18 protein-coding genes and 1 tRNA gene are annotated in these 20,379 nt (G+C 45.9%); 12 read left to right on the top strand and 7 right to left on the bottom strand.

Translation table 11 applies throughout. The features are described 5' to 3' along the window. Positions 1–53: 53 nt before the first annotated feature. The 3 genes from AOB49_RS06030 (at position 54) to AOB49_RS06020 (ending at position 4,271) form a co-directional block, all read left to right on the top strand. Positions 54–1,394, top strand: a complete 1,341-nt coding sequence (locus AOB49_RS06030; protein ID WP_062308963.1) for an adenylosuccinate synthase — start codon at positions 54–56, stop codon at positions 1,392–1,394. Between the two features lie 72 nt (positions 1,395–1,466). Beyond that, positions 1,467–3,680 carry a malate synthase G gene (locus tag AOB49_RS06025; protein WP_062308961.1) on the top strand — a complete coding sequence of 738 codons (2,214 nt, stop codon included), beginning with the start codon at positions 1,467–1,469 and terminating at the stop codon, positions 3,678–3,680. 87 nt (positions 3,681–3,767) lie between these two features. Next, positions 3,768–4,271 carry a hypothetical protein gene (locus tag AOB49_RS06020; RefSeq protein WP_082784071.1) on the top strand — a complete coding sequence of 168 codons (504 nt, stop codon included), beginning with the start codon at positions 3,768–3,770 and terminating at the stop codon, positions 4,269–4,271. 98 nt (positions 4,272–4,369) lie between these two features. Here AOB49_RS06020 and AOB49_RS12015 read toward each other — a convergent pair whose 3' ends face one another. Together AOB49_RS12015 and AOB49_RS06015 are read right to left on the bottom strand one after the other, a co-directional pair. Next, positions 4,370–4,525: a hypothetical protein gene (locus AOB49_RS12015; protein WP_156471345.1), complete on the bottom strand. Its 156-nt coding sequence runs from the start codon at positions 4,523–4,525 to the stop codon at positions 4,370–4,372. A gap of 72 nt (positions 4,526–4,597) precedes the next feature. Then, the gene (locus AOB49_RS06015; RefSeq protein ID WP_062308959.1) at positions 4,598–5,086 is read right to left on the bottom strand and encodes an ion channel; all 489 of its coding nucleotides are present in this window, start codon (positions 5,084–5,086) and stop codon (positions 4,598–4,600) included. A 54-nt stretch (positions 5,087–5,140) separates the two neighbouring features. Between AOB49_RS06015 and AOB49_RS06010 the strand changes: the two genes are divergently transcribed. From AOB49_RS06010 to AOB49_RS05995, 4 genes are read left to right on the top strand one after another with little or no spacing between them, the layout of a single operon-like run. After that, complete coding sequence (locus tag AOB49_RS06010) at positions 5,141–6,415, top strand: MFS transporter (protein ID WP_245640624.1); 1,275 nt, start codon at positions 5,141–5,143, stop codon at positions 6,413–6,415. 23 nt (positions 6,416–6,438) lie between these two features. Further along, positions 6,439–7,125, top strand: a complete 687-nt coding sequence (locus AOB49_RS06005; protein ID WP_062308956.1) for a dienelactone hydrolase family protein — start codon at positions 6,439–6,441, stop codon at positions 7,123–7,125. Between the two features lie 22 nt (positions 7,126–7,147). Then, the gene (locus AOB49_RS06000; protein ID WP_062308955.1) at positions 7,148–7,933 is read left to right on the top strand and encodes a bestrophin-like domain; all 786 of its coding nucleotides are present in this window, start codon (positions 7,148–7,150) and stop codon (positions 7,931–7,933) included. Between the two features lie 21 nt (positions 7,934–7,954). Continuing rightward, positions 7,955–8,452: a hypothetical protein gene (locus tag AOB49_RS05995; RefSeq protein WP_062308953.1), complete on the top strand. Its 498-nt coding sequence runs from the start codon at positions 7,955–7,957 to the stop codon at positions 8,450–8,452. 54 nt (positions 8,453–8,506) lie between these two features. On the opposite strand, the gene AOB49_RS05990 is transcribed toward AOB49_RS05995, so the two are convergent. Beyond that, positions 8,507–8,593, bottom strand: a tRNA-Leu gene (locus AOB49_RS05990). Between the two features lie 144 nt (positions 8,594–8,737). On the opposite strand from AOB49_RS05990, the gene rnr reads away from it, so the two are divergent. From rnr to AOB49_RS05975, 3 genes are read left to right on the top strand one after another with little or no spacing between them, the layout of a single operon-like run. Further along, positions 8,738–11,140, top strand: a complete 2,403-nt coding sequence (gene rnr / locus AOB49_RS05985; RefSeq protein ID WP_062308951.1) for a ribonuclease R — start codon at positions 8,738–8,740, stop codon at positions 11,138–11,140. Positions 11,141–11,165: 25 nt separating this feature from the next. Next, positions 11,166–11,921, top strand: a complete 756-nt coding sequence (gene rlmB, locus AOB49_RS05980) for a 23S rRNA (guanosine(2251)-2'-O)-methyltransferase RlmB (protein WP_062308949.1) — start codon at positions 11,166–11,168, stop codon at positions 11,919–11,921. A 39-nt stretch (positions 11,922–11,960) separates the two neighbouring features. Then, positions 11,961–12,146: a YgaP family membrane protein gene (locus tag AOB49_RS05975; RefSeq protein ID WP_062308948.1), complete on the top strand. Its 186-nt coding sequence runs from the start codon at positions 11,961–11,963 to the stop codon at positions 12,144–12,146. A gap of 5 nt (positions 12,147–12,151) precedes the next feature. Here AOB49_RS05975 and trxC read toward each other — a convergent pair whose 3' ends face one another. Both trxC and tal read right to left on the bottom strand, forming a co-directional pair. After that, the gene (trxC, locus tag AOB49_RS05970) at positions 12,152–12,574 is read right to left on the bottom strand and encodes a thioredoxin TrxC (RefSeq protein ID WP_062308946.1); all 423 of its coding nucleotides are present in this window, start codon (positions 12,572–12,574) and stop codon (positions 12,152–12,154) included. A 20-nt stretch (positions 12,575–12,594) separates the two neighbouring features. After that, positions 12,595–13,563 (bottom strand): transaldolase, encoded by a 969-nt coding sequence (gene tal / locus AOB49_RS05965; RefSeq protein WP_062308944.1) that lies wholly within the window; start codon positions 13,561–13,563, stop codon positions 12,595–12,597. A gap of 101 nt (positions 13,564–13,664) precedes the next feature. On the opposite strand from tal, the gene rpiA reads away from it, so the two are divergent. Beyond that, positions 13,665–14,375, top strand: coding sequence for a ribose-5-phosphate isomerase RpiA (gene rpiA, locus AOB49_RS05960; protein ID WP_062308942.1), 711 nt, complete (start codon positions 13,665–13,667; stop codon positions 14,373–14,375). Between the two features lie 214 nt (positions 14,376–14,589). Here the strand turns inward: rpiA and AOB49_RS05955 are convergent, their stop codons facing one another. Together AOB49_RS05955 and argA are read right to left on the bottom strand one after the other, a co-directional pair. Beyond that, positions 14,590–14,862, bottom strand: coding sequence for an oxidative damage protection protein (locus AOB49_RS05955; RefSeq protein WP_062308940.1), 273 nt, complete (start codon positions 14,860–14,862; stop codon positions 14,590–14,592). A gap of 56 nt (positions 14,863–14,918) precedes the next feature. After that, complete coding sequence (gene argA, locus AOB49_RS05950; protein ID WP_062308938.1) at positions 14,919–16,283, bottom strand: amino-acid N-acetyltransferase; 1,365 nt, start codon at positions 16,281–16,283, stop codon at positions 14,919–14,921. Between the two features lie 53 nt (positions 16,284–16,336). On the opposite strand from argA, the gene hrpA reads away from it, so the two are divergent. Next, positions 16,337–20,377 carry an ATP-dependent RNA helicase HrpA gene (hrpA, locus tag AOB49_RS05945; RefSeq protein ID WP_082784088.1) on the top strand — a complete coding sequence of 1,347 codons (4,041 nt, stop codon included), beginning with the start codon at positions 16,337–16,339 and terminating at the stop codon, positions 20,375–20,377. The last annotated feature ends 2 nt before the right edge of the window (positions 20,378–20,379 follow it).

The following is a 20,379-nucleotide window of genomic DNA, read 5'->3' as shown; positions in this document are numbered from 1 at the left end:
TAAAACTTTATTTATTAACAAACGAATTCTGTAATTACCTTTTGGATTTCATTATGTCTTCAAAGCAACAAGCTCATGGTCGTAACGTCGTTGTCATTGGTACCCAGTGGGGTGACGAAGGCAAGGGCAAAGTAGTCGATTGGTTAACCGATCATGCTCAAGCGGTAGTGCGTTTTCAGGGTGGACATAATGCTGGCCATACATTAATTATTGGTGATAAGAAAACAATTCTACGTTTAATTCCCTCTGGAATCATGCACAAGAACGTCATTTGCTACATTGGTAATGGCGTTGTACTTTCTCCCGAAGCCCTCTTCAAAGAGATTGGCGAGTTAGAAGCTGCTGGATTAGATGTTCAATCTCGTCTGAAAATTTCTGAAGCTACTACTTTGATATTGCCATACCACGTAGCTATTGATCATGCTCGTGAGAAAAAACGCGGCAATGCCAAGATTGGTACAACTGGTCGCGGTATTGGGCCAGCATATGAGGATAAGGTCGCACGACGTGCTTTGCGTGTTCAGGATTTGTTCTACCCAGAAAAGTTTGCTGCTCAGTTGCGTGAGAACTTGGAATATCACAACTTTATGCTCACCAATTACTATGGGGCAGAGCCGGTAGATTTTCAAAAAACATTAGATGAAGCAATGTCCTATGCTAAGCGCATTGAGCCTATGGTGGTGGATGTTTCTAGCGCTCTGTACGCTGCCGAACAAGCTGGCCAGAATTTACTATTCGAAGGTGCACAAGGCACATTGCTCGATATTGACCACGGCACCTATCCTTACGTTACCTCGAGTAATTGTGTAGCTGGTAATGCTGCAGCAGGTTCGGGGGTTGGTCCGGATTCATTGGAATATATATTGGGAATCACCAAGGCTTATTGCACGCGTGTTGGTGCTGGTCCATTCCCAAGCGAGTTGTATGACTTTGATAATCCAGCCAAGCAAGACCCAGTAGGGATTCGTTTGGCTGAAGTGGGTAAGGAATTTGGTTCGGTAACAGGACGCCCGCGTCGTACTGGCTGGTTAGATGCTGCCGCTTTGAAGCGCTCCATTCAAATTAACGGCTTATCTGGACTATGCATCACCAAGCTTGATGTCTTAGACGGCTTAGAAACCATTCGCCTGTGCGTTGGTTACGAGCTCGATGGCAAAAAGCTGGATGTGTTACCGCGCGGTGCTGAAGCGGTTGCCCGTTGCCAGCCGATTTATGAGGACTTCCCTGGTTGGCAGGGGACGACCTTTGGTATTCGTGAATGGGACAAACTCCCAATAGAGGCTCAGAAGTTCCTGCGTCGTATCGAAGAAGTTGCAGGAAAGCCGATCGCTATGGTCTCAACAGGACCAGAACGCGATGAAACGATTCTTCTACAACATCCTTTCAAGGGTTAATCAAAGACATATTTTGATATTTAACTCTTGAACTATTAACTCAATTATTCATATTTCCTTCGGGGTATAAAAATGACTGCGCGTACACAATGCAATAGCCTTCAAGTGGCTACACCGTTATATCGTTTTATAGAAGACAAAGTTTTACCAGGCACAGGCATCAAAAGTGCAGATTTTTGGAAAGGCTTTGATGAGATTGTTAAAGATTTAAGTCCAAAAAATGAGGCTTTGCTGGCTAAGCGTGATCATTTGCAACTTGAGCTAGATAAGTGGCATCAAGCCAATCCGGGTCCCATTAAAGATATGCCTGCTTATCGCAAGTATCTCAAGGAAATCGGTTACCTTGATGAGGTTCCTGGCAAGGTTTTAGGAAGCACTAAAAATGTCGATGATGAATTAGCCCTGCAAGCGGGCCCACAATTGGTTGTCCCTGTTCTAAATGCCCGTTATGCACTCAACGCGGCTAATGCTCGCTGGGGCTCCTTATACGACGCTCTTTATGGAACCGACGTTATTTCGGAAGAGGATGGCGCAGCAAAAACTGCTAGCTACAACCCAATTCGTGGCGCAAAGGTTGTTGCCTTTGCTCGAAATTTTTTAGATCAGTCCGCACCACTTGCAAAAGGTTCGCATCGTGATTCCGCTGCTTATACCGTCGAGGGTAATAAGCTAGTTGTCACGCTTAAGGATGGCAGTAAAACTGGCCTTGCTGATGAAAAGCAATTTATTGGTTACCAAGGCGATGCATCTGCCCCTTCGTCTATTTTGCTGCGTAACAATGGTGTGCATATTGATATTGAGATTGATAAGGGCAAAACCATTGGCTCAAGCGATCCTGCCGGTGTTAATGATGTCATTTTGGAGGCGGCTCTTTCTACCATCTTAGATCTAGAAGATTCCATCGCTGCTGTAGATGCTGATGACAAAGTATTGGCTTATGAAAACTGGTTGGGCATTCTTAAAGGTACTTTGGTTGAAGAGGTGAGTAAGGGCGGTAAAACCTTTACCCGTACACTAAATCCTGATCGTCAGTACAAAGCTGGCATCGGCGCAACTGATGCTAAAGACGGCTTAGTGACTTTGCATGGTCGTTCTTTGTTATTCCTGCGCAATGTTGGTCACTTAATGACTAACCCAGCCATCATTACTGGCGAAGGTAAGGAAATCTACGAAGGTATTTTAGATGCCGTTGTGACCGTTCTGATTGCTTTATATGACATCAAACGTCCAGCAACTCAAGCAATTGGCAATACCCGCAAAGGATCTGTTTACATTGTTAAACCAAAAATGCATAGCCCAGAAGAAGTCGCTTTTGCCGGGGAGCTTTTTGGTCGCGTTGAAAAATTGCTTGGCCTGCCTGCTGATACAGTGAAACTGGGCATCATGGATGAAGAGCGTCGCATGAGTGCAAACATTAAGGCAGCAATTGCAGCTGCGGGTGCACGTGTTGCATTTATTAACACAGGTTTCCTTGATCGTACTGGTGATGAGATGCACACAGCTATGCATGCGGGTCCAATGATGCGCAAGGGCGATATGAAAACCAGCAAATGGTTATCAGCGTATGAGCGTCGTAATGTTCTGGCTGGTTTGGATTGCGGTTTGCGTGGTCGCGCGCAGATCGGCAAGGGAATGTGGGCCATGCCTGACTTGATGAAGGCAATGGTTGAGCAAAAGATTGTTCACCCAAAGGCTGGCGCAAATACCGCTTGGGTTCCATCTCCTACCGCGGCAACTTTGCACGCCTTGCATTACCATCAAGTGAATGTGGCTGAGCTCCAAAAAGAAATGGAAAAGCTCGATACTGCCGCAGAAGCCGAGGCCTTAATGAATGACTTACTAACCATTCCGGTGGTTGAAAAAGCCAATTGGTCTAAAGAAGAAATTCAGCAAGAGTTGGACAATAATTGCCAGGGTATTTTAGGTTATGTAGTTCGCTGGATTGATCAAGGTGTTGGTTGCTCTAAAGTGCCTGATATTCATAACGTAGGCCTGATGGAAGATCGTGCAACATTACGCATTTCTAGTCAGCATATTGCCAACTGGCTATTGCATGGTGTTGTTTCTGAAGCCCAGGTAAATGAGACATTGCAACGTATGGCTAAAGTGGTGGATGGTCAAAATGCTGGCGACCCTCTTTACAAGCCAATGATGCCAAACTATCAGGATTCATTCGCTTATAAAGCAGCTAGTGATTTAATCTTTAAAGGCCTTGAGCAGCCAAATGGCTACACTGAGCCTTTATTACATGCTTGGCGTCTTGAGGTGAAAAAGGCGCAAGCTTAATTCACTGAAAATAGCGGGTCAAATGAGAATGGGTTTGTCGCAAGGCAAATCCATTTTTTACTTTTCGTAAGGGCGGTTTCATTTTTGATGTGGCATTTTCTGAATCCCTTTTCAAGAGCTTCATCCTTCAAGGGGCGGGAGTTTGATTTCTCCTTTAATGATGGTGGAAGGGCGGAGGCTGGTTTTAAAGGTGGGGCTGGGGATTGCGTAGTACGCGCAATTGCTATTGCTGCGCAATTACCCTATCTGCAAGTGTATGAGGATCTTCGGTTGGCAAATGAAGCTTATGCGGATACCCGTAATGACAAGCTAGCCAGAAGACTCAATGCAAAAGGGGTGTCACCGCGAAATGGCAATCACCGCAACGTCTTTCATGACTACATCCTGAGCCATGGTTTTCAGTGGGTTCCGACTATGAGGGTTGGTGCAGGTTGCCAAGTACATCTTCGGCCGGACGAGTTGCCTATTGGTACGCTAATTGTCAAGGTTTCCAAACACTTAAGCGCAATTATTGATGGGGTTATTCAAGATACCCACAACCCATCTAGAGGTGGAAATCGCTGTGTTTATGGCTATTACATCCGGCGATAGTTCATTTAGGGGCTCAAATGTAAAAAGTCCCAAACAAGTTGGGACTTTTTACATTAAATAGCCAAAGTTGGCTAAAAAAAGCTCAAATTTGCTAAAAATTACCAATTTCCGCTATTTTTACGTGATTTTTGCTCCAAAATCTTGGCTTCGCTAAATGCGCTAGCCAACAATAGGATGTAATTACGCAATGCCATTAAAGGCTTAAAACTAAATACTGGTGCTTCTGTAAATTGTGCTGAGTTTGCATGTGCCATGGTAAGCTCCTTAAGGGTTAACCCTAATGATACTCCCATTTCCCCAAAAAATGTTGGGGTGCAGCAAATTATTTAAATTTCACCTTCGCCAGTGTGATATTTCTGGTCCCAGGCGTTTTGATAGGTGTTGGTCATTCCTATCATGATTGAGGTAGTCCAGGCCAGGCAAAAAAGACCAGTAAAAGCAATAAAGAATGCGAGGCTTTTCCAGCCATCTGGGAGCACGTCAGATATAAAGCCAACGGTCGTATAGCAGCTTCCTGAAAAAAGAATCGCATCCACTGGTTTTTCAATGAGATCCATCCGCAGGATGAAGAAAGCCCACATTAATATTTCAACAATATGAATGAGGGCGATGTAAACAAATGCAAGGTAGAAATGAAAGAAGACTCGGTTGTACTGCGCCAATGCCAAGTTTGCCTTTGTTAATCTTTTAAATCTCGTTAGAACATGGTTAATAGCACTTCCATGAAAAAATAAAATGGCGATCAGGCCAAGGATGCCAAGGGCAATGTTGTATAGCAAGACTAGGTAGGGGAGTTCAAGAATGGTGAAGTTCATGTGGGGATAGGGTTTGAGGTCAAGATCAAGCTGAATTGACCCTCAGGGTTGATAATGGCATATACCCAACACCAAGTAAAGAAAACAGTGACAGAGAAATACATGCCTGGAGGAAAGCAAAAAGAGCAATTCTTCTTATTCTCCTTGGCCGGAATTCAGTTTACCCATATCTTGGATTTCATGATTATGATGCCCTTGGGCCCTGACTTTATTCGGGAGCTCAATATCAATACGCATGAGTTTGGCCTACTGCTTTCCTCATATACCTTTGCGGCTGCAATAGCGGGCGTTTTTGCAACCTACTTTGTGGACCGCTTTGAGAGAAGGGCGCTCTTATTAAGCTTGTATAGCTGCTTTATTATCGCAACTCTGATTTGCGGCTTAGCGCCTGATTATCACTCTTTGTTTATTGCACGTGCCTTTGCAGGTGCCTTTGGCGGAATTCTTGGATCTTTGGTGCAAACGATTGTTGCTGACTCTATTCCCTTTGAGCGCAGAGGTAAGGCTTTGGGTACAGTGATGTCGGCATTCTCGGTATCAACGGTAGCAGGCGTACCGTTAAGTCTTTTTTTGGCACAGCAAATTCCATTCTTGGGATGGCGGGCGCCATTTATTTTTATTGCGCTGGCTTCAACGGTGATTTTGTATTTGGGCTATCGCAATATTCCAAAGATTGCCGGACATCTTGGACATGCACAGGAGGGTAGTCGATTTCGCCAAGTCTGGAATGTTTTTACTGCCCATCAGCATATGAGGGCATTTGTGTTTATGGCGCTAATCATGATGACTGGTTTCTCCGTCATACCCTATATTGCTCTGTACCTCACTTCCAATGCGGGGGTTGAAAACTCTTATATTTCCCTGATCTACCTATGTGGTGGGGTTGCCACCTTAATGACCTCTCGCATTATTGGTTATATGGCAGACCATTACGGAAAGGTTCGCATGTTTAGGACGCTTGCAATGATTAGTGTGATTCCATTATTAGTAACTACACATTTAATACCCGTTCCGTTCTGGGTGGTGTTGATTAACACGACCGCATTTTTTGTATTGGTTTCTGGGCGGATGATTCCAGCAATGGCGATTGTTAGTCAGGTGGTTGATGCGAAAATTCGTGGCACCTTTATGAGTTTAGTGGGGTCGGTACAAATGCTGGCATCCGGTTTGGCTTCCGTAGTTGCGGGCGCTGTAATTACCATTGGCGCCGACGGGAAGATAAACCATTACAACTTGGTTGGCTATGGAGCTGTGTTCTGTGGCTTGCTTACCTTTATATTGGTGGGATATATTCATAACGATACGCAGGCAAGTGCAACTGCCAAGTAATCAATTTTTAAAGGAAGACTATGATGATTTCATTTCAAAGGCCTGACGGTAAATCTAGTAATGCATATTTAGTCGAACCAGCGGAGGCAAAAAATGCCCCCGGCATAGTTGTGATTCAGGAGTGGTGGGGACTAGATAATGAAATTAAAAATGTGGCGGATCGTTTGGGAAAGGCCGGATATCGCGCCTTAGTGCCGGACCTCTATCGCGGCAAGTTAGCACTTGAGGCAAATGAAGCGGAGCACTTAATGAATGATCTCAACTTTGCTGATGCGGCCAGTCAAGATATCCGTGGCGCAGTTCAGTATTTAAAAGCGACTGGTAGCACTAAAGTTGCCGTGACTGGTTTTTGTATGGGTGGTGCGCTGACGGTACTTTCTGCAGGACTTGTTCCGGAATGTGATGGCACTGTAGTTTGGTACGGCTATCCCCCTTTGGAATATGTAGACGCCCAAGCAATTCAAAAGCCGATGTTGGCTCACTGGGCTTTGCACGATGATTTCTTTTCAATTGCAGGTGTTGACCAGCTTGAGGGTAAATTAAAAGCTGCTGGTGTGAAATATGATTTCCAGCGCTATGATGCCAAGCATGCTTTTGCTAACCCTAAGTCGGAGACAAGGGGTTTGCCACCATTGCAATACAATCCCGCCGCCGCTGATCTGGCTTGGGAGCGTACGATGACTTTCTTAAAAAATACTATCGGTAATTGATTAAGCAACCCCAAAGGCGCAAATGTTTTTTACTTGGATTTATAAGCGGAGCAATATCCAGATATTGATTATTTTGGTTATCTTCTTTGTATTGTTATTGGATTTAATGCCTCGGCTTTTGCAAACTATCTCGGTGTTTGCTCCGACAGAAGACAGTACGCGATTGGGTTTAAGCTTATTTGGCTCCATCATTACATTAAGTGGTCTGTTAATTGGTTTCTTGCTAAATCAAGCGCAAACCAATTTTCGCGAAGTCCAGTCCTTGGTCTCTAGGGAGGCTGGTCAAATTAATAATCTAGATCGCTTATTGGTCCGGTATGGTGATCCTGCGATTGCACCCATGCGCAAAGAGTTATATGAGTACATGAATTCGATCGTTTATGACGAGTGGGATCTACTAAAGAATGGTCAGGGTAGTCCAAAGACTCATATGCTTTGGCGGGGTCTTTCTCGAAAACTTTTATCCCTTGAGCCACACACCAACAGGCAGACTGCTATGTATACCGATATTCTCAAGAAAGCTGAGGAAGTTGCTGAAAGCAGGGAATCCCGGATCGAGCGCTCCTCGGTGCGCCTACCGAATTTATTTTGGGTTGTCATTATTATCTGTATGCTGGCGTTACTTGGCATTAATACCTTGTTTTTGCCATCTGATTCATTTTTTATGGGTTTGAAAATTCTGCCTGTTACGTTAGGCGCTCTCATTTCTTTATTGGTCATTACCGATCAACCTTTTAAGGGCCAGAGCGCGATTGAGCCTGAACCTTTTCTAAAAATTATTGAGTCGATTAAGACTCGTACCGAATAATCTTTAATCTATTTACCTCTCATGCATCTTTTTTCCGAAAATCTCGCAGTTGAAATCGCGTCTTACTATCGAAATCTTGCTTTGGGGCATGGCGTGATACCAAAAGTCTTCACCCTGGTTAACGGTGAGGGCGATCAGTATCTATTCTTTGTGGATGATTTAGCAATGGAGACGGATGAGGAGAATCAGTTTCTTGCTTTTATAGTCCAAGAACATGAAGCGGTTTGCTATGCCAGGGGTACATTGGTGATTCTGGAAAAATCACAGCAACTTATTGAGTTCGCTGTGATTGATCGAGATGATGATCAAGCTATCGTTTGTTCCGCCGAACTTACTCGCGACATCGACGATAAACCTATTGGTCTGACTGATTTTGAGCAGATCTTGGCGCCGAGGAAAACCATTTTCTTTGGCAAGCTCTTTGACCCACTCAATCTATCCGAGGACAAGATAGAAGACTTTGAAAGCCTCTGGGAGGAGATGAAGCCCAAGATTTTGCATCGAACGATGGGTATCTAGCCGGCTCTTGAAAAAGGGCGGTCTAGCCCCCATATAGTTCTTTGTAGGTGTATTTGGTGCCCAGGAAGGGACTCGAACCCCCACAACCTTACGATCGCCAGCACCTGAAGCTGGTGCGTCTACCAATTTCGCCACCTGGGCATACCGTTATTATAAAGGTATGTGCCTTTTGGCTTCTTTTCTAACTCCAGTTCGGCTTTTCCCCTTCTAACCTAGTGGTTTGATACAGTAGCCTAATTAAGAATAATCATAGATATATAAGGCATGTATTGCCGAAGGAATTAAATGCGTAAAGCAAAAAACTTGGTGCCACGAGAGGCTGACCGTCTAGGTACAGTCCAAGGTCATCGAGATGGATTTGGATTTGTCATCCCCGATGATGGCGGTGAAGATATTTTTCTCTCTGAGAGAGAAATGTCTCGCGTTATGCATGGCGATAGAGTGAATGTCAGAGTATTGGGCACGGATCGACGTGGTCGCCCAGAAGGTCAAATTGTTGACGTTGTTTTGCATGCTAATAAAGTAGTCATTGGTCGACTCCTGAATGAGAATGGTGTTTTAATTGTTGCGCCCGAAGATAAGCGGATTGGTCACGATATTCTGATTCCACCTAAGGGTCAGGGAAGTGCAAAGTTAGGGCAGGTTGTTAGTGTAGAGATCATTGATTATCCCGATAGCTATCGCCAGGCAGTGGGTCGTGTTGTTGAAGTACTTGGTGAGATTGATGATCCAGGTATGGAAATTGAAATTGCTGTGCGTAAGTATGGCGTGCCACATGAGTTTTCAGCTGCTGTCAAAAAGGAAGCGGACGCATTGCCTGATACTGTGCAGCAAGCTGACTTAGAGGGACGTGTTGATTTACGTGATGTGCCGCTAGTCACTATTGATGGTGCAGATGCGCGCGATTTTGATGATGCCGTCTATTGTGAGCCGGTCATGTACGGCAAGAGCAAGGCTTGGCGTCTTATTGTAGCCATTGCCGACGTTTCCCACTATGTAAAACCGGGGCAGCCATTGGATGATGAAGGTTTGCTGCGTGCGACTTCAGTCTATTTTCCAAGGCGAGTAATTCCAATGCTCCCGGAGAAAATCTCCAATGGTCTTTGTTCTTTAAATCCCGGAGTTGATCGCCTCTGCATGGTATGCGATTCTGTGGTTGATAACAATGGTGTGGTGCTGGCTTACCAGTTCTATCCAGCAGTTATGCATTCCGCTCAACGTTTCACCTACGATACAGTTTGGGAGATTCTTTCTAACAGCAAGGGCCCTGAAGCCACGCGTTTTTCAGAGTTTAGGCCTTTACTAACAAACCTATACTCTCTATACAAAATTTTGTTAGATGCCCGTCAAAAACGTGGCGCGATTGAGTTTGAAACTACTGAGACTCAAATCATTAGCAATGAGCTTGGCAAGATTTTAAGAATCGAGCCCCGTATTCGAAATGATGCGCATCGCTTAATTGAAGAATGTATGTTGACGGCTAACGTTTGTGCGGCTGATTTCATTGATAAAAATAAACATCTCAGCCTGTATCGCGTTCATGGCGAACCTTCTGAAGAGAAGTTGGTGACCTTGCGTCAAGTATTGCGTACCTCGGGTTTATCTTTAGGTGGCGGCGAGAAACCAAAACCAAAAGACTTTGCTAAGTTGATGCGTGAAATCAAAGACCGACCTGATGCCAATATGCTCCAGTCCGTGGTCTTAAGGGCTATGCAGCAGGCAATGTATCAGCCAGACAATGAAGGTCACTTTGGTTTGGCCTATCCTGCGTACTCTCATTTCACTAGTCCAATTCGTAGGTACCCAGATCTTCTGACTCATCGTGTGATTAAGGCAATTCTGGCCAAGAAGCCATACACGCCAGTATTGCCGCCAAAGGTCCCCTTGAACTTAACTTTACCTCGCAAGGGTAAGGGTCGTGAGAATGCGGTTAATGCCAAAAAATCACACCAAGATGCCAAGGATGCTAGTGCCAAAGGCGCTCGCTTGCCAAAGCTGCCCAAAGGTGCCAATGCAGCTCTGCCTATCTGGGGGCAATTGGGAGTGCATTGCTCATCGAATGAGCGACGTGCTGATGAGGCATCTCGCGATGTAGAGGCTTGGTTAAAGTGCTATTACATGCGTGATCACTTGGGACAGGAATACGCTGGTACCGTTACTGGAGTAGCAACTTTTGGATTATTTGTTCAGTTAGAAAACCTCTTTGTTGAGGGAATGATTCACGTTACCGAGCTTGGTGGGGATTACTTCCAATACGATGAGGCTCGTCAAGAACTTCGTGGTGAGCGAACAGGCATTCGTTATCGCTTAGGGGATCGCGTGCATGTATTGGTGAGTCGCGTGGATCTGGATGCTCGCAAAATTGAATTTAGTTTGGTTAAGTCTGTTGGTTTGGAGCCAGGCGGCACCACTAATCGCCGTCAAATCATCTTGGCTAGTGATACTGGTCGCCCAAATAAGAAGGCTGCTTCTAAGAAGGGTCGCCCCGGAAGTAAGGAGCCTCAAAAACATGCCGGCATTAATGTCAATGCAGCAAAGTCGGCTGGCAACTTAGGGGCCAACCAATCTAAAAACAAGGCGGGTCGATCGGCAAGTAGGGTCGCCAGTTCCAGCAAGCCAGTAAGATCCGTTGGAAAGCCGGCAGGGACTAAGCCTCCGGTTCGTGGCACTAAATCACGTCGTAAATAAGAAACGCTAGATCGAGATAATGTAAATGAAGCAAATATTGGTAGGATTTCATGCGGTACAGGCTCGCTTAAGGGTAGATCCCGCAAGCCTCAAATCAGTCTACTTCGATCCTAGTCGACGTGATCGCCGGATGGGTGATTTTTTGAAGCAAGCCGAAGAGGCGCTGGGAGAGAGATTGCACGCTGCTGATGCTGAGCGTCTGCATAAGTTGGCGGGGCATGACCGTCATCAAGGTGTTGTTGCCTTGGCTGAAAAGTTAACTGTTGCTCGGACAATTACAGAGGTAGTCGAGGATGCAGAAAGCAATCAAACCCAGGTCATGTTTTTAGTCCTAGATGGCGTGACCGATCCGCATAATTTTGGCGCCTGTTTGCGAGTGGCTGATGGGGCTGGTGTTGATGCGGTAGTGATCCCCAAAGATCGCTCTGCCTCTATCAACGCAACCGTTAGCAAGGTGTCTAGTGGAGCATCAGAGGTGATGCCCGTGATCACAGTTACTAATTTAGTACGCAGTATGAAAGAGATGCAAGAGGCTGGTGTTTGGTTGATTGGCACAGATGATGAAGCTCAAAAATCTATTTATGACATTGATCTGACTGGCCCAATTGGCATTGTCATGGGTGCTGAAGGAGAGGGTATGCGTCGCCTCACTCGCGAGACATGTGACGAGTTGGTCCGCATTCCGATGCAAGGTGTGGTTGAAAGTTTAAACGTATCTGTTGCTAGTGGCGTATGCTTGTATGAGGCCTTAAGACAACGTTTGGCTAAATCTCAAAATTAGATTTCGCTTGGCTTTTGGCCCTTACTTTTGGAGCTTGATATGAAATGCAACATTGGACATACTGATCGCGTGCTACGTATGACTGTGGGTGTTACCCTCATGGGCTTAGCTGGCTTCGGCATTACTGGCGCTTGGGCTTGGATTGGTGTCATCCCCTTTGTTACCGGGCTGATTGGTAATTGTCCGGCCTATAGCTTGCTAGGCATTAATACAGCCAAAAAATAAGCGCATTAGCTGGCAAGCTGATTAATAAATTGTTCGAGTTGGGCAGGCGGTAGAGCGCCGCTCACGCGGTGAATTTCTTTACCTTGTTTAAATCCTGCAAGCGTGGGTATAGAGCGAATATTAAATTGTGCTCCTAATGATTGCTCAGACTCTGTATCTACCTTTATAAATAAGACCTTATTGGCGTACTTTACGGCGCTAGCTTGAAAAGTTGGCGCAAACATTTTGCAAGGGCCACACCAAGGTGCCCAAAAATCTACGATGACAGGTAACACTGTTTGAGCAATCAGTTCGCTGAAATTGGATGTCGTCGCATTGATTGGTAAAGAGAGAAGATCTTTTTTGCAAGCCCCACAGATTGGTGTCTGGTTGAGTTTTTCCGCTGGAACGCGGTTTCCTTTGGAGCAATGTGGACAATGAATGATCATATCGGTACCTCTTTGCCGGCTTAGTGTGTCAGTAAGTTTTCTAGTTTCTCGGTGTCAATGCAGAAGTTGCGAATCCCCTCGGCTAACTTTTCGGTGGCCATTGGATCATTGTTTAGCTGCAGTCTAAAGTGTGATTCATCTAGTTTTAGTTGAGAGATATTTTCATTCTCTAAGGCCCTTGCAGCATTACCTGGGTTGAGTTTGAGCTCGACGCTTGCGTGGCTAGCTTGTAGTTCGCCTAGCAGCTCTGGGCTAATTGTGAGCAAGTCACAGCCAGCCAGCTCCAATATTTGATTGGTATTGCGAAAACTTGCACCCATAATTTCCGTGGAAATACCAAAGCGCTTGTAGTAGTGAAAAATGCGTTTGACGGAAGTCACTCCAGGGTCATTTGGGCCGCCATGACGTGCATCACTCCATTCAACACCAAGTTTAGCCTTGTACCAATCTGTAATACGACCCACGAATGGAGAAATTAACTTTGCATTGACGGCGCCACAGGCAGCGGCTTGGACCAGTGAAAATATCAGGGTCATATTGCAATGAATGCCCTCGGACTCTAATATTTTGGCGGCTTGAATTCCTTCCCATGTAGCAGCCAGTTTAATCAGCACGCGTTTACGATCTATTCCATGTGATTCGTATAGAGAGATTAGATGTTTGGCCTTATGAACTGTCGCTTGAGTGTCAAATGAGAGTCGTGCATCAACCTCGGTGGATACTCGCCCCGGTACGATCTTCAAAATTTCTAAACCAAAGGCTACTAGGATGTAATCTACCAAATCGACTGGCTTCATGCCAAAGTGGGCTGTTTTGACCTGATGAACTAAATTTTGATAATTAGCCTGCTGCGCAGCTTTCAGGATGAGGGATGGATTGGTGGTGGCATCTTGGGGCTGGAATTCCCGCATACGCTCAAAGTCGCCGGTATCGGCAACAACGATAGTGAATTTTTTGAGTTGGCTTAATGCGGAAGTGCTTGAGGTCATAGGAATCGTCTGTGCTCAGTCGGGATTAATTATGGATTATTCTGAATATCATATGATAGATGGATAAATTTCCGTATTCCAGAACAATGAAGGCAATAGGCATGAATCAAGATCAACTAAAACAATTGGTAGGAGAGGCTGCTAGGGATGAGGTCTTAAAGTTGCCTGCCGGCCAGGTGCTAGGCGTTGGTACGGGTTCCACGGCCAATTGCTTTATTGATGCCTTGGCTCCCCATAAGGATCATTTTGCTGGAGCAGTATCAAGTTCTAACGCTACTACTGAGCGTTTGCTCAAGCACGGTTTTAAGGTTCTAGACCCAAATGATGTAGGTATTTTTCCTGCCTATGTGGATGGAGCTGATGAAATTGATCCTGCTGGCCACATGATTAAGGGCGGCGGTGGCGCCTTGACTCGTGAAAAGATTATTGCCTCGATGGCGCAATGTTTCATTTGTATTTGTGATGCCTCAAAGCAGGTTCCTATGCTGGGTAATTTTGCTTTACCCGTAGAAATTATTCCCTTATCAAAGGGCGTAGTGACAAAAGAACTTGAGAAGTTAGGGGGTCATGTGACCTTACGTTTAGCGAAAGAAGTAAGGGCGGATCTCGGTCAAACTCAAAGTCAGCCATTTGTGACGGATAACGGCGGCTGGATCTTGGATGTCTCTGGTCTGAAGATTGCCAACCCTTTGGCCTTGGAATCCCAGATCAATCAAATTGCAGGCGTGATTACAGTTGGATTATTTGCAAAAGAAAAGGCGGATATTTTGCTAGTGAGCAATGCATCTGGGGTCAGTCGCATTAGCTTTTAATTAAAAAACCCGACGGGGTAGCCCCATCGGGTTTGTTTGCCATGTCTATCATGGCGAGGGCAAAAGGAAGAGATTGAGTTCCTAGTGCCCAATAAGCACACAGATATGCTTATCAGTATCGGCTTTCGCCAATGTAGCCAACCACGAGATCTAGGAGGCTACAGTTTCATCCTATGCCTCTTAATAAGAGTCGTCAAGAGGCGGGCGAAAATATTTATTCTGCGGGTGGTACGTACCCTTGAGCCATATCAGCACCACCTTCAAAGAAGTACTTTTCGACTTGCTTGAGGAGGTACTGGCGAGCGCGAGGATCCGCCATATTGAGTCGGTTTTCATTAATCAGCATGGTTTGTTGCTTTAACCAAGCTGCCCAAGCCTCTTTAGAAACTTGATTCCAAATCTTTTTACCAAGCTCACCAGGTAGTGGAGCGAAGTCCATACCTTCAGCCTCTTTGTTGAGTTTGATACATTGAACCATGCGTGCCATCTGTAATGCCTTTCAAATCAAATTTGTTGCAAGAGCAAATACTAATTCATTTGGAATTAAAGGTCTTTGGTAAGTACCATAGACTTGCGATCCCAGTTGTAGATTTGCTTTCTTTCTTCAGGTAGGTCATCCACGGTTGCGCGTTTAAAGCCTCGCTTCAAAAACCAATGCTCTGTCCGTGTGGTGAGTACAAACAGTTTTTTAATGCCTTCACGTTTGGCTCGCATTTCGATGCGTTTAAGAAGGCGTTCACCGTCTCCAGAACCCTGAACATCGGGATCAACTGCAAGACAGGCTAACTCTCCAACGCCATTTGGGAATGGAAAAAGTGCCGCGCAACCAAAGAGAACTCTATCGTGCTCAATGACAGAGAAGCGGTGAATATCGCGCTCGATGACATCTTGTCCGCGCGCCGCCAAAATACCTTCCTCTTCCAATGGGCTGGTAAGTTGCAAGATGCCACCCACATCATCTTGATTAGCTTCCCGAAGATTTTCAATATCGGAAGAGGCGAGCATCATGCCGATACCATCGTGGGTGAAGAGTTCCTCTAGTAGGGCGCCATCTTGATTACATGGCAAGAAGTGCACACGACTCACGCCAGCACGAATGGCTCTTCCAGAAATGTTTAACAAACTCTTCATCCCCAGATCCAGCTCTTGGTGTTGAGAGATGTATTCCTGTAGTTGTGGCATAGACAGCTCAGTAATGTAGTCACCTTCGCTATCTTTCAGTCCTTCGTAAGGGCTTAAGAAGATTAACTTATCAGCTTTTAGAGCGGCCGCAGTTGAGGCAGCCACATCCTCAAAGGCTAGATTGAATGCTTGGCCTGTAGGCGAAAATCCCAAGGGGGAAAGTAGCACAATCTTATTACTGTCTAAAGATAGTTTGATCGACGTGGAGTCAACTTTACGAACCAAGCCAGTATGGATGTAATCGGTACCCTCAACTACGCCAACTGGCATGGCGGTAATGAAGTTGCCTGAGATCACCGAGATGCGTGATCCAGCCATTGGAGTATTGGGTAGCCCCCGGCTAAATGCAGCTTCAATGTCTAGCCGTAATTCTCCAGCCGCCTCTTTGACACACTCCAAAGCCGCAGCATCGGTAATCCGATAGCTGTGCATTGCACTTTGGCCAAATTGACTCTTAATATTGCGGAGCATGAGTTGCTCCTCAATTTGTGGGCGAATCCCATGAACCAGCACAATTCGCATCCCCATGGCATGTAGCATGGCGATGTCCTCAATCAGGTTTTCTAGGCCAATTTCTTGGGCTAGCTCACCAGCGAATGCGATGACAAAGGTCTTTTCGCGAAAGCTATGAATATAGGGCGCAACATCGCGCAACCACCCTACGAAGGGGAAGTTGGAGCTGGATTCTTCAGCGTTTGAACCGGGGTTTGGAGCATTTGTTGGCATAGTGAGAAAATTATAGGGTGCAAGAGCCTATAAACCAACAAAAACCCAAAGCAATGAGCGCCTCTGTGCCTGCTTCCAACACCCCCCGACGTCTGGAGGTTCGGTTCCCAGAAGAGTTGCCAGTCTCGGGCCAACGGCAGAACATCAAGGACGCCTTGCAATCGCACCAGGTGGTGATTGTTTGTGGTGAAACGGGCTCAGGTAAAACCACCCAACTCCCTAAGATCTGTTTGGACCTTGGCAGGGGGACTATCAATGGCGGTCGTTTAATTGGCCATACTCAGCCTCGCCGTATAGCGGCGACAGCCACAGCGAAGCGTATCGCCCAGGAGTTGGGTAGTCCGATTGGTCAAGACGTTGGCTATCAAGTGCGTTTTGCCGATAGAACTAGTCAAGGCGCATCCATAAAACTGATGACTGACGGCATATTGCTCGCCGAGACCCAGCGCGATCCCCATCTAAAGGCCTACGACACATTAATTATCGATGAGGCTCATGAGCGTAGTCTAAATATTGACTTTTTGCTGGGCTATCTCAGGCAATTGCTTCCAAAACGCCCAGACCTTAAGCTCATCATCACTTCGGCCACAATTGATGCCAAACGTTTCTCAGAACACTTTGCTATTAATGGTGAAGATGCTCCAGTTATCGAGGTCAGCGGAAGATTATTCCCAGTCGAACAGCGTTATGCGCCACTTGAGCCTGATGTTAAGCCGGATGGGAAAAAGGAGTCTAAGGAGGCCAAGGAGATTCCAGAGGCGGTCGCGGAAGCCATTGTTGATGTATGGCGGGAGGGTGCGTCAGGCGCGGGAGATGTCTTGGTATTTTTGCCGGGAGAGCGAGAGATCCGAGACTGCGCTGAAGCACTCAGAAAAGACCATATTCTTCAGCAGCGTTTTCATCCAGAAATTCTCAGTCTTTTTGCTCGGCAGTCAGTAGCTGAACAGGAGCGTGTGTTTAATCCTGGTAATGGCCGTCGGATCATCCTCACCACTAACGTTGCCGAAACTTCATTAACGGTTCCCAATATTCGTTATGTAATCGATAGTGGGTTGGCTAGAGTAAAGCGTTATTCGTATCGCAATAAGGTTGAGCAGTTGCAGATTGAGCCTATCTCACAAGCGGCTGCAAATCAGCGGGCGGGTCGTTGCGGTCGAGTCTCTGACGGAATTTGTATTCGTCTTTATAGCGAACAAGATTATCTCGGACGTCCCAAGTTTACAGACCCCGAAATCTTGCGCAGCTCTTTAGCCGCGGTTCTATTGCGTATGAGTGCATTGCGCTTGCCGAAGATTCAAGAGTTTCCCTTCATTGATAAGCCGCTCGGTAGGGCAATTGCCGATGGTGTGCAGCTTTTAGATGAACTGGGTGCCATTACTAATGGTGAGACTTCTGGAGGTGATAGCAAAGATTTGAACAACAGCTTCAAGCTCACTCCTATTGGTAGGCAATTAGCAGACCTTCCCTTAGATCCGCGTATCGGCCGTATGCTTTTAGCCGCAAAAGAGCAAAATGCTTTACGAGAAGTGACTATCATTGCTTCTGCCTTGGCAACGCAAGATCCACGGGAAAGACCTATGGATCAGACTGGGGCAGCCGATCAGGCTCACTTGCAATTTGCTGATGAGCGTTCGGAGTTCCTGAGCTTTGTAAAACTCTGGGATTGGTATCAGGATGCTTTGCAACATAAGCATAGCAATCGACAATTAGAAAATCTGTGTCGCAGTAAATTTTTATCGCCACGACGTTTGCGTGAATGGCGAGATGTTCATGGTCAGCTCCACACCATGCTGGGAGAAAAAGGCTGGAAAGAGAATGCCTCTGCGGCAACTTATGAACAGATTCATGTATCACTACTTACTGGCCTGCTCGGTTATGTTGCCAAAAAAGAAGAGGATGAAAAATCTCAAGAGCGTGGTAGTAAGACTGGCGGATATATTGGTGCACGTGGTATTCGACCATTTATTTGGCCCGGATCGACGATTGGTAAAAAGGCGGGTGCCTGGATATTGGCTGGCGAATTACAAGAAACCAATCGCATGTATGCCCGTACGATCGCAAAGATTGAGCCACAATGGGTTGAGCGAGTTGCTGCTCATCGTTTAATCAAATCATTAAGCGATCCTTTTTGGGATGCCCGTCAGGGTGAAGTGATGGCATTTGAGAGGGGCACTTTATATGGCTTACCTATTTATCATGGACGTCGTGTCCGTTACGAATCACACAACCCAGTAGAGGCACGAGAGCTATTTATTAAGCAAGCCTTAGTTCAAGAAGAAATGTTTGGACGTATGGATACACCCGCATTGATTCGAGAAACGGAGGCGGATGCCAGAAAAAAATACCCGGGTTCCTTCGATTTTTTCTGGCATAACCGTCGACTGATTAAAGAAATTGAGGCGCTAGAGCACCGTTCACGTAGGCCTGATGTCTTGGTGGATGATGAGCTCTTGTTTGCCTTCTATGATGCGCGTATTCCAAAGGATGTTCTGAGTCGAGAGAGTATGAAATCTTGGCTAAAGCGCTCTACCGATAAGAATGCCGGGGATCAAGAGAGTCCTGATACTCAATTAAGACTATCAAAAGCTGATCTTATGCGTCATGAGGCTGCCGGTATCACTGTAGATCGTTACCCTAAAAAAATGACTGTCGGTGGAATGGATCTGAGTTTGACTTATCACTTTGAGCCAGGCAGCCCTAAAGACGGAGTGACCCTAGTTGTTCCATTAACGCTTCTTAATCAAGTGGATGGTCGACGGTGTGAATGGTTGGTGCCGGGTATGTGTGAAGAGAAGATTCTCTTATTGCTCAAATCTCTTCCACAGAAATTACGTCGTCACTGTGTTCCATTACCAGAATATGCAAAGTCTTTTTTAGAGCGCATTCTGGAAGAAAAGAAATTCGGTGCTGGTGATTTCTTGGATAAGCTCATTGCGGATATTCGCAAGGAGCGTGGTTTGGAAATCAAGCGAACTGACTTTAGACCAGAGTTATTGCCAATTCACTCCTCAATGAATTTTCGTTTAGTTGATGAACACGGCCGTCAGTTGGAATTGGAGCGCAATCTTGCTCGTCTTCGCTCGGAGTATGGTCAAACCGCTAGAACCGCATTTCAGGCGATCGCTCAGCAGGCTGCTCATGAAGAGCTTGGGGTGGAGGCGCCCATATCTTCATCAAGTCCAACATCCCGGTCAAGCAATCTCCTGCAGGATGCGAGATCGGTAGAGCAGGGGGGGTATCGGAGTTGGGATTTTGGCGAGCTACCAGAGACCCTTGAAATTCAAAAAGGTAATCGCACTTTATTTGGTTATCCTGCCCTTGTAGATCGGATGGATGCATGTGACCTTGAGGTGTTTGATGATTTAGTCGAGGCTAGAAAAATTCATTGGCTTGGCTTGCGTCGTTTATTCGCGCTATCTAATAAAGACACGCTTAAGTCATTGCAAAAGCAACTTCCTGGAATTCGTGAGCTTGGTTTATTGTTTATTAATGTGGGCTCAGTTGAGGCGTTGATAGAGCAAATTCTGAATTTGGCATTAGAGCGTGCATTTATGAATGATCCGCTTCCAATCAATTCCAATCAGTTTGCTGAACGACTTCATACTGGCAAACCCAGATTGGCGCTCATTGCCCAAGAGATATCCAAGCATGCCTTAGCTGCATTACAGGCAAATGCTGACGTACTTAAAAAATTAGCCCAAGCAAAAGCAGCATCACCTAGTGCGTATGCCGATATTCAGTCGCAACTCCAGGCTCTCATTTTTGCCAAGTTTGTGTCGGAGATTCCTTATGCGCAGTTAGTTCATTTGCCCCGGTATCTTAAGGCGATTATGTTGCGGATAGATAAACTTCGAACCAATCCCGCGAGAGATGCTCAGTGCCAAAAAGATTGGGAGTCTGTAGCCCGCCCTTGGCAAAAAATGCTTCAGGGCAGTAGGGGGTCGGCATCATACGCCTTGGCTGAGGATCAGGCGCTCATTGATTTTCGTTGGCAACTAGAAGAGTTAAGAGTAGCTTTATATGCCCAAGAGCTTAAAACGCCTACCCCAATGTCCCTTAAGCGACTAGAAAAGATCCTTGCTAGCTTGCGCTAGGT

Source organism: Polynucleobacter sinensis (assembly GCF_001595985.1).
In the GTDB taxonomy this organism is placed as follows: domain Bacteria; phylum Pseudomonadota; class Gammaproteobacteria; order Burkholderiales; family Burkholderiaceae; genus Polynucleobacter; species Polynucleobacter sinensis.
This window is presented reverse-complemented; position numbering and strand designations above follow the sequence as displayed.

Excerpts from the sequence above, each read along its gene's own strand:
- AOB49_RS06030 (WP_062308963.1), top strand. The coding sequence starts at position 54 with ATGTCTTCAAAGCAACAAGCTCATGGTCGTAACGTCGTTGTCATTGGT.
- AOB49_RS06025 (WP_062308961.1), top strand. The coding sequence starts at position 1,467 with ATGACTGCGCGTACACAATGCAATAGCCTTCAAGTGGCTACACCGTTA.
- AOB49_RS06020 (WP_082784071.1), top strand. The coding sequence starts at position 3,768 with ATGTGGCATTTTCTGAATCCCTTTTCAAGAGCTTCATCCTTCAAGGGG.
- AOB49_RS12015 (WP_156471345.1), bottom strand. The coding sequence starts at position 4,525 with ATGGCACATGCAAACTCAGCACAATTTACAGAAGCACCAGTATTTAGT.
- AOB49_RS06015 (WP_062308959.1), bottom strand. The coding sequence starts at position 5,086 with ATGAACTTCACCATTCTTGAACTCCCCTACCTAGTCTTGCTATACAAC.
- AOB49_RS06010 (WP_245640624.1), top strand. The coding sequence starts at position 5,141 with ATGGCATATACCCAACACCAAGTAAAGAAAACAGTGACAGAGAAATAC.
- AOB49_RS06005 (WP_062308956.1), top strand. The coding sequence starts at position 6,439 with ATGATTTCATTTCAAAGGCCTGACGGTAAATCTAGTAATGCATATTTA.
- AOB49_RS06000 (WP_062308955.1), top strand. The coding sequence starts at position 7,148 with ATGTTTTTTACTTGGATTTATAAGCGGAGCAATATCCAGATATTGATT.
- AOB49_RS05995 (WP_062308953.1), top strand. The coding sequence starts at position 7,955 with ATGCATCTTTTTTCCGAAAATCTCGCAGTTGAAATCGCGTCTTACTAT.
- rnr (WP_062308951.1), top strand. The coding sequence starts at position 8,738 with ATGCGTAAAGCAAAAAACTTGGTGCCACGAGAGGCTGACCGTCTAGGT.
- rlmB (WP_062308949.1), top strand. The coding sequence starts at position 11,166 with ATGAAGCAAATATTGGTAGGATTTCATGCGGTACAGGCTCGCTTAAGG.
- AOB49_RS05975 (WP_062308948.1), top strand. The coding sequence starts at position 11,961 with ATGAAATGCAACATTGGACATACTGATCGCGTGCTACGTATGACTGTG.
- trxC (WP_062308946.1), bottom strand. The coding sequence starts at position 12,574 with ATGATCATTCATTGTCCACATTGCTCCAAAGGAAACCGCGTTCCAGCG.
- tal (WP_062308944.1), bottom strand. The coding sequence starts at position 13,563 with ATGACCTCAAGCACTTCCGCATTAAGCCAACTCAAAAAATTCACTATC.
- rpiA (WP_062308942.1), top strand. The coding sequence starts at position 13,665 with ATGAATCAAGATCAACTAAAACAATTGGTAGGAGAGGCTGCTAGGGAT.
- AOB49_RS05955 (WP_062308940.1), bottom strand. The coding sequence starts at position 14,862 with ATGGCACGCATGGTTCAATGTATCAAACTCAACAAAGAGGCTGAAGGT.
- argA (WP_062308938.1), bottom strand. The coding sequence starts at position 16,283 with ATGCCAACAAATGCTCCAAACCCCGGTTCAAACGCTGAAGAATCCAGC.
- hrpA (WP_082784088.1), top strand. The coding sequence starts at position 16,337 with ATGAGCGCCTCTGTGCCTGCTTCCAACACCCCCCGACGTCTGGAGGTT.